Origin of the sequence: Sporosalibacterium faouarense (assembly GCF_016765695.1) — a bacterium.
Taxonomy (GTDB): Bacteria; Bacillota; Clostridia; order Tissierellales; family VENL01; genus Sporosalibacterium; species Sporosalibacterium faouarense.
The window spans coordinates 1-13,390 of sequence record NZ_JAETGO010000066.1 but is presented as its reverse complement, the minus strand read 5'-3'; the positions used below and the strand labels follow the sequence as shown (position 1 = coordinate 13,390).

Annotated in this window: 10 protein-coding genes; all 10 read left to right on the top strand. The window is 30.7% G+C overall.

Features of this window, described 5'->3' with window-relative positions:
- Positions 1–215 precede the first annotated feature (215 nt).
- On the top strand, positions 216–2,465 hold the full coding sequence (locus JMO20_RS12295; protein WP_202709976.1) for a peptidase domain-containing ABC transporter: 2,250 nt from the start codon (positions 216–218) through the stop codon (positions 2,463–2,465).
- A complete protein-coding gene (locus tag JMO20_RS12290; RefSeq protein WP_202709975.1) occupies positions 2,440–4,893 on the top strand; it encodes a beta-barrel domain-containing protein in 2,454 nt (817 codons plus the stop codon). The genes JMO20_RS12295 and JMO20_RS12290 overlap by 26 nt, the downstream gene beginning before the upstream one ends.
- Positions 4,894–4,920: 27 nt before the next feature.
- Entirely contained in the window at positions 4,921–5,907 is a 987-nt protein-coding gene (locus tag JMO20_RS12285; RefSeq protein WP_202709974.1) for a site-2 protease family protein, read from the top strand.
- 195 nt (positions 5,908–6,102) lie between these two features.
- Positions 6,103–6,783, top strand: coding sequence for a P-loop NTPase fold protein (locus JMO20_RS12280; RefSeq protein ID WP_202709973.1), 681 nt, complete (start codon positions 6,103–6,105; stop codon positions 6,781–6,783).
- A gap of 101 nt (positions 6,784–6,884) precedes the next feature.
- Positions 6,885–8,231, top strand: a complete 1,347-nt coding sequence (gene glmM / locus JMO20_RS12275) for a phosphoglucosamine mutase (RefSeq protein ID WP_202709972.1) — start codon at positions 6,885–6,887, stop codon at positions 8,229–8,231.
- 605 nt (positions 8,232–8,836) lie between these two features.
- A complete protein-coding gene (gene glmS / locus JMO20_RS12270) occupies positions 8,837–10,663 on the top strand; it encodes a glutamine--fructose-6-phosphate transaminase (isomerizing) (RefSeq protein ID WP_202709971.1) in 1,827 nt (608 codons plus the stop codon).
- 803 nt (positions 10,664–11,466) lie between these two features.
- Positions 11,467–11,688, top strand: coding sequence for a hypothetical protein (locus tag JMO20_RS12265; RefSeq protein ID WP_202709970.1), 222 nt, complete (start codon positions 11,467–11,469; stop codon positions 11,686–11,688).
- 123 nt (positions 11,689–11,811) lie between these two features.
- Entirely contained in the window at positions 11,812–12,039 is a 228-nt protein-coding gene (locus JMO20_RS12260; protein ID WP_202709969.1) for a hypothetical protein, read from the top strand.
- 243 nt (positions 12,040–12,282) lie between these two features.
- Positions 12,283–12,630, top strand: a complete 348-nt coding sequence (locus JMO20_RS12255; protein WP_202709968.1) for a hypothetical protein — start codon at positions 12,283–12,285, stop codon at positions 12,628–12,630.
- A gap of 298 nt (positions 12,631–12,928) precedes the next feature.
- On the top strand, positions 12,929–13,390 hold a 462-nt coding region (locus JMO20_RS12250), incomplete at its 3' end, for a PTS transporter subunit EIIC (protein ID WP_279380121.1).

Genomic DNA, 13,390 nt, shown 5'->3' with positions numbered 1-13,390 from the left:
GACATGTTATTTTATGGTAATTATTTATTGTGCAGATTGCAAATTTTTATTCTTGAAATCAGCTTAATTACTAATATCTAGTATGATAATAAAAAATGAAGTGTAAAAAAACATAGAATAAAGAGTCGACTGGATAGGAAAAGAGTCACAAGAAAGTTAACTAATTTGTCATCAAATTTGAAAGTTCACAATCCTTTGTGGGGAGATGAGCAACTATGGTAAATATATTTAAAAAATATACATGTATTAAACAGCAGGACATTAAAGATTGTGGTGCGGCCTGCTTAGCAACGATATCAAAACAATATGGACTAAAGTTTCCTATATCCAAAATCAGAGAAGTTGCGGGTACAGATAAAAATGGGACTAGTGCCTATGGACTTGTAAAGGCAGCGGAAAGTTTGGGGTTCTCTGCTAAAGGAGTAAAAGCTCAGCCTAAAGAACAAATATTTGAAGACTTTCCATTGCCTGCAATAGCACACGTTGTTATAGACAATAAATTACTTCATTATGTCGTCATTCATAAGATAACAAAAAAAGAAATTGTGATAGCAGATCCAGAATCGGGAATTGTAAAGTATAAGCCTGAAGATTTCTTTGAAATTTGGACAGGCATATTGATCGTCATGATCCCTACTGAGAAATTTCAGAAGGGGAATGAGGTAAAGGGGCTATTTGCTAGATTCTTTCATCTATTAAAACCGCAAAAAAAATTAGTAATTAATACCTTTATTGCTTCAGTTATTATAACTGTGTTAGGGATTTTAGGTTCTTTCTATTTTAAATTTATAGTTGATGATATACTACCCTATAATTTAAATAAAACCCTTCACATTATTTCCTTCGCTATTGTTACTATGACACTTTTCAAAGCCATTTTAGAAACCTTTAGAAAACAGCTTTTATTACACTTAAGTCAGAAATTAGATATTCCATTAATGCTAGGATATTATAATCATGTTATTGAACTACCAATGAGTTTTTTTGGAACAAGAGAAGTTGGAGAAATAATCTCTAGATTTAATGATTCCTCTAAAATACGTGAAGCAATTTCAGGAGCTACACTTACAATTATGATTGATACGATTATGGTTATAGTCGGTGGAATAATCCTGTATATGCAGAACAAAATGCTCTTTACTATAACATTAATTCCACTTTTTTTATACGCTATATTTGTATTTGCTTTCAATAGGGCATTGGAAAATGTTAATAGGCAAACAATGCAAGACAATGCAAGCCTTACATCTTATCTAGTTGAATCTCTTAATGGAATTGAAACAGTGAAGGCTTTTAATTCTGAAAGGCAAGTTAATTTAGAAACAGAGAAAAGATTTATTAAGCTATTAAGAAGTATTTTTAAGAATGGGTTTATAAATAATGTCCAGGAATCTTTGAAAGTAGGAACAAGGGCAATTTTTGGAGTTGTGCTCATATGGATTGGGTCAAGTCAAGTAATGAATGGAAATTTATCAATGGGAGAATTACTAGCTTTTAATGCATTATTAGTATATTTTCTAAATCCTATTGAAAATCTAATAAATCTTCAACCACAATTTAAAACGGCTGTAGTTGCAGCAGAAAGGTTAGGTGAAATACTTGACTTAGAACTTGAGAAGGGAGCAGATGAAGAGAGAAAGATTAAGCCTGAAAATTTAAAAGGGGACATAGAGTTTAAGGATGTATCCTTTAGATATGGGACAAGACAACTAATACTAGAAGACTTAAATTTACATATAAAATCTGGAGAGAAAATAGCCCTAGTTGGAGAAAGTGGCTCTGGTAAAACTACCCTAATAAAGTTATTACTAAATTTCTATCAAGTTGAAGAGGGAGAGGTTCTTATAAATGGGTATAACATTAATGATATAAATATAGAGGCATTAAGGGATAAGATTTCTTACATATCCCAAGAAACGTTTCTTTTTAGAGGGACAATAAAGGAGAACCTTGAATTTGGAAATGATGGTGTTGAATTTGAAGACATGATTGAAGCATGTAAAAGAGCTAGAGTACATGACTTTATTAATAAGCAACAATTAAGGTATCAAACTTATATTGAAGAAGGTGGGTCAAATCTTTCCGGTGGTCAAAAACAAAGACTAGCCATTGCTCGAGCTATTTTAAGAAAGCCTGACATACTGATTATGGATGAAGCAACCAGTAATCTGGACTCGATAACAGAAAAAGCAATTGAAAAGACGATGCACGAATTCAGTGAGGGGACAACCACTATTATGATAGCCCATAGATTGAGTACTATAATGAGATGTGACAAAATATATGTTATGGAGAAAGGTACAATTATAGAGGGTGGAACCCACAGTGAGCTCATAGAAAAAAGGGGTGCATATTTTAAGTTCTGGAAGGATCAATTACCAGATAACATAGCTTATGATGATGCAGCTGCAGCTACTGTTGAAAAGGAGGAAGGTATTAATGAAACATATAATACAGAATCTTAGTGATATAACAGATAGCAAGGAAATGCTAGAAGCAAAACCCCATCCAGTAACATCAGTTCTTATTTATATTTTAATTGTTTTGCTAGTTATTGCTACACTTTGGGCATACTTTGGGGAAATAGATACAGTGGTTAAAGCCAATGGTATTGTAAGACCTACCAAAACTATACAATCCATAAAGAACAAAGTATATGGAAAAGTAGAAAATACATATCTTGAAGATGGAAAAAAGGTCAATAAAGGGGATATTCTTTTTACAATAGAACATGAAAAGCTTACTGTGCAAAAGCAATTGAACGAGGAAGAATTATTAAAATCTCAACAGGAAATTTCAAATCTGCAAAAATATAAAGAAAGTATTAATCAAGGAATAAATCTTTTCGATGAAGATAATGAAACAGAATATTACTTTAAGTTTAAGCAGTATTTAACCGATTATAAGCAACTAGAGTTAGACAATAAAATGTCTAATTTAGAGAGCGATAGAAGTGAAAAAGATAATAGACTCACATTAAATAATCTTAATAGCAAAATAGAACAAACTGAAGAAGAAATATCAGGATTAAAATCTCTAAAAGATGCCGTTACTGGAAATAAAGATATGATTGAAGAAGGTCAAGAGTTATATTATCAGAAATATGATAATTATAAATATACCATAGAGCAATATGAAAATGATATAGAACAGAAAAGCATAGCATTTGAAGAATTAGCAGAACAGAAAGAGCAAGAGTTATCAAAATTAGATAAAAATTTAGAAAGTGCAGAGCTAGCTTATGAAAATGCTAAATTAGACCTAGAAAATTACAAAACCAAATATATTGCAGATATTTACGCATCCATTAGTCAAAATGATATGGTTTTGATAGATTTAGACCACTCCTCAGATACTATAAAGGTAAAAGAAGAAGATGTAATAGAAAAGCAATTATATTATTTAGACACACTTAAAGAATCTATAGAAGATGGAGAAAATAATTTTAATATTATTGAATATGAGGATAGGGACGACTTATATAGAGAATATGTAGTAAGATACTATAATTATAATAACGAGCTTACAGATTTAAGAAATAGTAAAGAAGACCTAGAGGAAGATATAGAAAATGTAGAGAATTCAATTAATCAAGTCTCTGATGATTTAGAATATTTAGCATTGGAATTAGATGAAAAAGAAGCACAATTAGACCAAGCTATTAAAGATGGAGATCAAACAGCAATAGACAATTTAAATTCTGAAATAACTAATATAGAGGGAGAAATTTCAAGTAAAACTACGTTGCTAAGCAATCTAAACTCTCAGCTTGATGAGTATGAAGAAGACTTAGATGATTTTAGTACCAGTATGGAAGAATATAAGGATGAAAATCTTAAGGAAATTAGTAATGATATAAGTAATACAGAAGATGCTTTACATGTAACACAGGTAGAATTGTCTGGTTTAAGAAAAAAGGAACAAAAGTATAATGCTATAAATGAAGATTTAACTATACTCGAACAATCAATTGAAGAAAATGAGAACTTATTTTCAGAAGAAAATAAAGAGTATTATAATAAATATGAGGAGTACAAGTTATCTGTGAAGAAGTTAGAAAATAGTATCTTAGAGACAGAACGTTCAATAGAAAATATAAAGGATAATAAAAAAGATATGCAGGCAAATTACGATAAGCAAATGAAAGAAAGTGAGATACTACTAGAAAATTCAAAGCATAGTTTGGATGAGTATAAGAACAAGTTTTTAATTGAACTAACTACAGAAATTATGACTAAAGAAGCCATGCTAAGAGATTACAATACTGACTTTGCCAAGCTGCAAGGAAGTGAAGATATATATATAACTAGCAAGACCCACAGTTTGAATTCTATTGAAAAATACAAAATTGATAATATCGTTGCCATAAACAATAGTATAGTCACAAATAATGAAAGAATAAAAGAATTACAAAAATCCCTTGATGAGATTAATTTAAGTATAGAAGAATGTATAGTTAGAGCTCCCATTGATGGCGTTATTAACCTCATTAATGAAATAAATAAAGGAGAGTTAGTGGAGAGTGGAAAAAATATTGCAACCATAATATTTGACAATAACGCAAATTATAAAGTGGATTTGTTTGTGCTTAATCAAGACATTGCAAAGCTTGAGGTAGGAGATACTATAAAATACAAGTTTGATGCATTGCCCTATACTGAATATGGACATTTAAATGGAGAAATAACTTCAATTGGTGTTGATTCCAGAGTCGATGAGAGTTCTGGCACTAGTTATTATTCGGTAGAATCAGAGATGAAGGATAAAGTTATATATAGTTATAAGGGAGATAGGGCAGATATTAAAGTGGGGATGACATGTGAAGCCCAAGTTATTGTAGATAGGAAGAAAATTCTTTATTATGTGCTTGAAAAATTAAATTTAAAACAATAATGAATAATTGAGGTTGGGGGTAATAGTATGGGTAATTTTTTTAATAGTTTACTTGACGTAATAGTTTTTTTCTTGATATTTTTACTAGCTGTTTTTTTACATGAGCTTGGACACATTATAGGGGGAAGGCTAGGAAATATGAGATTTAATAATATGTTTGTCGGACCTTTTCAGTTTTGTTTCGATAATAAATTTAGAATAAAGCTAAATTTAAATAATTTTTACTATTTCTTTGGGGTATGTACTAATCTAGATGCTTTAGATGACTATGAAAATTTGATTGAGCGATATTTCAAAGCTCTAGTAGGTGGCCCTATAATGAGCTTGATAGTAGGAATAATAGGATTAATTGTATATTTGTTTTTCAAAGGAACTATTATTCTATTAATAGCCTTAGTATCCTTGGCAATTGGGCTTGCAACATGTTTCTCTGACTTAAAAAAAGCTATAGAAATGAAAAAAAATTCTGATGTAGGAAGGGTATCCCTTGTAATGGCCTTGGCATATGGCAAGCCAATGGATGAAGGACTATTAACATACATAAAAGATCATTTTAATAATTTAGGTACAATAAATAAGATGAATACAGAAAATATTATGAACATTGATATAGGCCTAAGGTTTAAGATAATTGGTTATATCAATAATTTAGAAGTAGATGTCTATGAGCTTATGAAAGCTATAATGAAAAATAAGAAGGCATTTAAAAGCAGAGGAAGTAAGAACCTCTTATTTGGAATTGTTTCAAGTAGTATCCTTTATATATTGATTAATGATTCAAATGTTAAAAAAGCTAAAGAATGGTATGAGTTTCTAAATGGCATTGAGATTCCAAAGGATCTTAGTATAGATTATAATAAGGCTTTAATTGAAAGTATACTATTTGATGGAGATATTGAAGATTGTGGCAAATTAGTAACTAAGCTTGATGGATTCTATAAAATGAAAGGATATTCTCAGATTGAAGCAAAGGTTTATCAGCAGGTTAATCAATGTTTAAGAGAAGGATTATAAGAATATAAGATAAGTTTATATTATAATTTTGTAATTTAGATATATTAGAATTCCTAAGTGTATATATACTTAGGGGTTCTTCTTTTTAACATACAATATAAATTTAGTAAAAAAAGAAAATTTTCCTATCATTTTATGGCAAAAATTACATATAATTAAAGTTAATATAAATATTTAATTGCAAGGGGTGATCTTATGGAAGATAAATCTATAAATAATGAATTGGGGGAAGTCATTTATAATCAAATTCATGAAATGTTTGATGATAGTGAGGTTAAAAAGCCAATAATAATTGGCATCAATGGAGTGGATACTTCAGGAAAAACGAGATTTTCTAAAAAATTAAGAACATTTTTAAGGAATAGGGGGGAAGAGGCGGAGATTATTCATCTAGATGATTTTCATAATCATAGTTCTCTTAGAAGACAAGGTAGAGATGAGATTACAGCATATATTAATAATGCCTTCAATCTTGAAAAATTAGAGAAAAAAGTACTAAAGGAAATCAAAGAAAAGGGTAAGTTAAATATAGAACTAGAGCTACTAGACTTAGGAACAGATACTTTTACGAATAAAAGAAAGTATAATATTTCTGAGAATACTATAGTTATTTTAGAAGGAGTTCTTCTCTATAGAAAACCGATAGATGAATATTTGGATTATAGAATATTTATTGATATAGACTTTAATGAAGTAATCAAAAGAGCAAAGAGTAGGGATGTACCAATTTTTGGGAAATCTATAATAAGTAAATATAAGAATAAATATATTCCTATTCAAAAATGGTATTTGGATACTTACAAACCAAGGAAAAAGGCTAATATTGTGATAAATAATAATGACTATAATCATCCAAAAATAAAATATATCAAGTAATCGGGACACCATTTGACCCTCCGGTTTGTATTTTAAATTACTGGTGTACATGCTCAAAATATGATATTATGAAATAGACTAGATATATAGGAGGTTTGATAATGGGAAGATTGTTTGGGACCGATGGAGTAAGGGGTATTGCAAATAAAGAGCTCACAGTTGAGCTTGCATATAAATTAGGAAGAGCAGGAGCTTATGTATTAACTAAAGATAAAAAAAACACTAAGATAGTAATAGGTAAAGATACAAGAATATCAGGAGACATGCTAGAAGCAGCACTACTTGCGGGTATATGTTCAGTTGGAGTAGACGTACTGAGTATTGGAATTGTGCCGACACCAGCTGTGTCTTATCTAACTCGAAAGTATGAAGCCGATGCAGGTGTAGTTATATCTGCTTCACATAATCCAGTTGAATATAATGGAATAAAATTCTTTAATTCCAAAGGCTATAAATTAAGTGATGATATAGAGAATGAAATAGAAGATATAGTTTTAGGAGAAAAAGAGATTGATTTTAGTCCTGTTGGTGAAGAAATAGGGAAAAAGATTATTAAAGAAGAGGGTATTAAGGACTATACAAATTATATAAAGGAAAGTATAGATGTAGATTTTACAGGAATCAAAATTGTTGTTGACTGTGGTAATGGAGCTGTATATGAAGCTGCACCATTATTATTAGAGGAACTAGGGGCTGAATTAGAGGTGATTAATGATTCTCCCGATGGAACAAATATAAATGTAAAATGTGGCTCTACATATCCAAGCAAGGTACAGAATTTAGTTATAGAAACAGGAGCAGATGTAGGTATTTCCTTTGATGGAGATGCTGATAGATTAATTGCTGTTGATGAAAATGGTAGTATCGTCGATGGAGACTTTATTATGGCTATATGTGGAATGCATTTAAAAGAACAAAATAAGTTGTCTAAGAATACTATAGTAGCAACAGTAATGAGTAATCTAGGATTGGATATATGCTTGAAGGAAAATAATATTGATATTGTTAAGACTACGGTAGGAGACAGATACGTTCTTGAAGAAATGAAAGATAAGGGATATTCTTTAGGTGGAGAACAATCAGGCCATATTATATTCCTTGATTACAATACTACTGGTGATGGACTATTAACAGCATTACAGTTAATATCAGTGATTAAGAGCTCAAATAAAAAGCTTTCTGAATTGGCTTCAGTTATGAAAACTCTACCTCAGGTATTGATAAATGCAAAGGTAGATAATACAAAGAAAAAACAGTATCTAGAAGATGATATAATAAACAAAGAAATAGAAAAATTAGAAGAAAAGTTTAAAGGTGAAGGAAGAGTACTTATTAGACCTTCAGGAACAGAACCTCTAGTGAGAGTTATGATTGAAGGAAAAGATAAGGATGAAATAACTATTTTAGCTGAGGAATTAGCTAAGCTTATTGAAGAAAGACTTAAATAAAAGGATAATTAGAATAGATAAAGATGTATTTTAAAGGAGGTGAGGCTTATAGCGATGGGTGAAAAGTAGTATAATTGAATATTTTAAAGCGCCTGGACTTGAGTATTTATTATGGATCGGAAAACATAATAAAATTAATAATCTACTTGCACACAGAAAAGAGTGTAAGTGACTACCACCAAATTAAAAATTTGGGATATCTACTTGCACACAGAAAAGAGTGTAAGTGATGTACACCAAATCAAAGATTTGGGTCCCCTACTTGCACCTAGAAAAGAGTGTAAGTGACTATCACCAAATTAAAAATTTGGGATATCTACTTGCACCTAGAAAAGAGTGTAAGTGATGTACACCAAATCAAAGATTTGGGCCCCCTACTTGAGTTGACGAGGACATGGTTTAGCGAGAATCGGCGGATGCCATGCGGTGTTGCTGCCACCGATAAAGGTCGGACAAAACCTATAAGTGATTATAGGTACAAATAACGATTGGGCAGTTTAACCCATAATTTGGATGGGTGTTTTTGTCGTGTTTAGATTTAGTGTAAAAGAAGAATTATTAGAAGAATATTATTTAAAATGAACTTTGAAAGGTGGATATTGAATATGTGTGGAATTGTTGGATATATAGGAAGTAAATGTGCTGCTCCGATTTTAACTGAGGGTTTAGAAAAGCTTGAGTATAGAGGATATGACTCTGCGGGAGTTGCTGTTCTAAACAGTGGAGCTATAGAAATTAGAAAGTTTAAAGGAAGACTAGCAGTACTAGATGAGGATATTAAGAAGAAGAGCATTGAAGGAAATATAGGAATCGGTCATACTAGATGGGCTACTCACGGAGAGCCATCTGATGTGAACTCTCATCCTCACGCTAATGAGAAAAGCAGTATAGCCGTTGTTCACAATGGGATAATCGAAAATTATATGGAAATTAAAGAAGAATTACAAGCTAAAGGATATAAATTTGTATCTGAAACTGACACTGAGGTAGTATGCCATCTTCTTGATGAATACTATGACGGAAACTTAGTGGAAGCAGTTCAGAAGGTTGTTGGAAAATTAGAAGGAGCTTATGCATTAGGAGTTATGTGCAGGGATAATCCTGAAGAATTAATAGCAGTTAGAATGACTAGTCCTTTAATTGTTGGGATAGGTGAAGAAGAAAACTTTATAGCATCAGATATTCCAGCTATATTAAAGCATACTAAAAATGTTTATATCATGGATGATGGTGAAATGGCTATTGTTAAAAAGGATAGCATTAGCTTAATGAAGATAGATGGAACACCTATTACTAAAGATGTTTATGAAGTAAACTGGGATGTTGAAGCTGCTGAAAAAGGTGGATATGACCACTTTATGATTAAGGAAATCCATGAACAACCTAAGGCCATTAGAGATACTTTATCACCAAGACTATCTAATGATAATACTATTAAGCTAGATGATATTAAACTAACTAAGGAAGATTTAGATAATTTCAATAAAGTGTATATTATTGCTTGCGGAACGGCTTATCATGCAGGATTGCTTGGAAAAACATTAATTGAGAAATATGTTAAGATTCCAGTAATAGTTGATATAGCTTCTGAGTTTAGATATAGCAATCCATTTATTGATGAAAAAACATTGATGATTATGGTTAGTCAATCTGGAGAGACTTTAGATACATTTGAAGCACTTCGTCTTGGAAAATCAAAGGGTGCTAGAATTATGGCTGTTACCAATGTAGTAGGAAGTTCAATAGCTAGAGAAGCTGACGATGTTCTTTATACTTGGGCAGGACCAGAAATAGCTGTTGCATCTACTAAAGCATATACTACTCAAATGGCATCATTTGCAATCATTGCTTTAGATATGGCAGTTAAGAAGGGAAGCATTTCTGACGAAGAATATGAAGTAGCAATAAATGAACTTAAACAGCTTCCTGATAAAGCTGCTGAAATTCTTGAAGATATAGATTTTGTTAAGGATTTAGCAGAAGAAATATATGAATCAGAGCATGTATTCTATATAGGAAGAGGAATAGATTTTGATGTTGCTAGAGAAGGATCATTAAAGCTTAAAGAAGTATCATATATTCATTCAGAGGCAATGCAAGGTGGAGAGTTAAAACATGGAACTCTAGCATTGGTTGAGAAAAATACTCCAGTTATTGCTTTGGCAGCTCAAGATAGACTATATGATAAGATGTTAAGTAATATTAAAGAGGTTAAGGCTAGAGGAGCACATGTTATAGCCCTAGCTAAGAAAGGTAATAAAGAAATAGAGAAATCAGCTGATAGAGTAATCTACATTCCAGATGTTACAGATGAACTTTCCTCAGCTTTAAGTGTAATACCTCTACAACTTTTAGCTTACTATGTTGCATCTCTAAGAGGTTGCGATATAGATAAGCCAAGAAACTTAGCTAAGAGTGTTACTGTTGAGTAGATGGTAAGGGGTTTGTAAGAAAGTCATAGTTAAATAAACTTGACTATGTAATGATAATTTGAAAATACGATTATCATTTGAATAAAAATAATGTATTAAAGGCTCTAAGGATTTTATTCTTAGAGCCTTTTTTCATTTCAGTCAGCAAACAACAATATCCGTATAACCAAAAAAATGTCGTCCTAGCAGTAAAAAACTCGACCTAATAATAAAGAAGTCAACCTAAAAAATCATGGTTCAATGCCTTCCAGAGCATTAGAATCATGATTTTTTTATGTTCTGAAGCCAAAAATAGAAAAGAAAAAGGAGAAGAACTAAATAGATTTTTAAATAGAAAAACAAAATAGAAAAAGAAAATAGAAAAGCCCTTTAAGCCTTTAAAACACTTGAATAAAAAAGATTGAATAGAAGGATGAAATACAGAATTAAGGATGAAGAAAAGGACTAAGGAGTAAGTAAAAAGAATGTTTAACCTTACCCCTTATTACTTAAACCTTGCCCGAAAATGCCCATGCATTTTAGGGCGACTTTATTTCAAGTCAGTTTTAGGGGGAATTAGGGTTAGGGCAGTAGGGAAGTGGGTTTGAGGGTGGTTGGGAGATAGGGAGAGTTTTTTCTGATTGTACAATATCTACTTTGATTTAGTTATTTAGTCAATTGTAATCAATTCATATTTTAGTTTTATCAACTTTTAAGACTAGGATTTTTCATATACTAATGTTATGATTTATATATACATTATTTAATAGAAAAGACATATATAGCAATAGGATTTCTAAATAAATAAAAAAGGAGCAATATTTATGAAGGATATATTCTTATATATTATAATTGGAATTACAACTGCTTTTTTTGGTTGCATATTCGCTGTATTTGTAGCAGAAATGCTCTTAAATGCACTACCATTAGCAGAAATGTTTGTGGCTGGTTTGCTGATATATCTTTGTATAGTAGTAGTTTTCTGTACATGTTTGATAATCAAAAAATTAAACAATGTTAGAAATCCAAATCAAAAGAATGGCTAGTTAATAAAGCACATAAGAATAAAATATAGCTACGAAGGTCTATCGTTAGAGATAATCCCTTAATAGTTAATTTTTAAATATTTTAGTGATTTGAATTTAGTTCCATTAAAAGAGAAAGAAAATATGGATGAAATTTATAAACACGAGAATGACATTTATTATTCTGGTATGTTTCAATTTGATATACCATCAAGCTTTGAAGTATATATTAATGAAATATACTTAGACGATTTGACTATTATTTCTATTAGGTTAAATAAGCCAGGTTTTAATAATGGATATTATAAGATTTTAGATAACAAGTTTGATTATGAATATATTAATAAGTTAATTATAGATTATCAAAAATAATATGAAAACAATGATAAGAACCTTTGCTTAGTAAAATAAATCACTTTTTCTAACATAAATATTCAATATATCTATATGAAAATTTCTTGGTTTGTCATTTATCATATATATGTTTTTTTATTATCAAGTGCATATTAATATGCATAAATAAGAAATGGGCATTTGAGGTCATACATAATCTAACACAGAAATCAAAACCTTATCATATTATGAACTATAGCATACCTGTGGAGGAGAAGGTTTATGAATGATTATAATAGGATTCTAGAAATGTTGACAAAGCAAATGGAAAAAGATAATTGTTGTCCCCAAAAGCCTTCTAGTAAATCTAATTTTGAAGACTGTTTTTTCTCACTTCCATCTCAAAATTTTACTGGCTTAGCTAGTGTTTTAGGTTTTATAATAGCAAGTAGGTTAAATTCAAATCAACAGAACTCTTTTGGAAACTTTCTGCAACTATTAGGGCAGACGATGTTAACAATAAGTGCTCAAGATTCTACCCTTCAGTCTGATGACAATAATAGTCAAGTAGCTGAGCAATTGGAATTAATAAAAAAGCAAATAGAAATTATAGAGAGGCAATTAAAATAGATTGTTAGAATTAATTATAATTTAATAGATATTAGTAAAAAAATCGTGAAAACTTACAGTAAATATTCTGTAAATTGTCACGATTTTTTTACTGTAATAAACCCAATGGAGTATGTGATAAAGGGAAATTTTTCTTAGAATGATTAAAAATGTCACTATTTAATTATGACAAATACAAGTTATCTTATCCTTGCAAACACTGTAATTTCAACGTATAATCAAATTATCAGAAAATAAAAAATATTCTAAAAAGTGTCACTAAGTACTTAGTGACATAAATAAAAAAGGAGGGGGAAACATGACCACAAATATGCAAACACAAAACGATTCACAACAAGGAGGAGCAAGAATAGGGGTACAAAAATTTGGAAGATTCCTAAGTGGAATGGTAATGCCAAACATAGGTGCCTTTATAGCATGGGGGTTAATTACTGCTCTATTCATTCCTACAGGTTGGATACCTAATGAAAATTTATCTAAACTAGTAGATCCAATGATATTATATCTATTACCATTACTTATAGGTTACACAGGTGGAAAACTTGTAGCAGGAACAAGAGGAGGAGTAGTTGGAGCCGTAGCAACCATTGGAGTTGTAGTAGGGGTAGACATCCCAATGTTTATAGGTGCTATGATAATGGGACCTTTGGGAGGATATGTAATCAAGAAATTTGATGATGCTGTAGAAGGTAAAATCCCAGAAGGATTTGAAATGTTAGTAAACAACTTCTCAGCAGGAATCTTAGGTATGGTAGTAGCA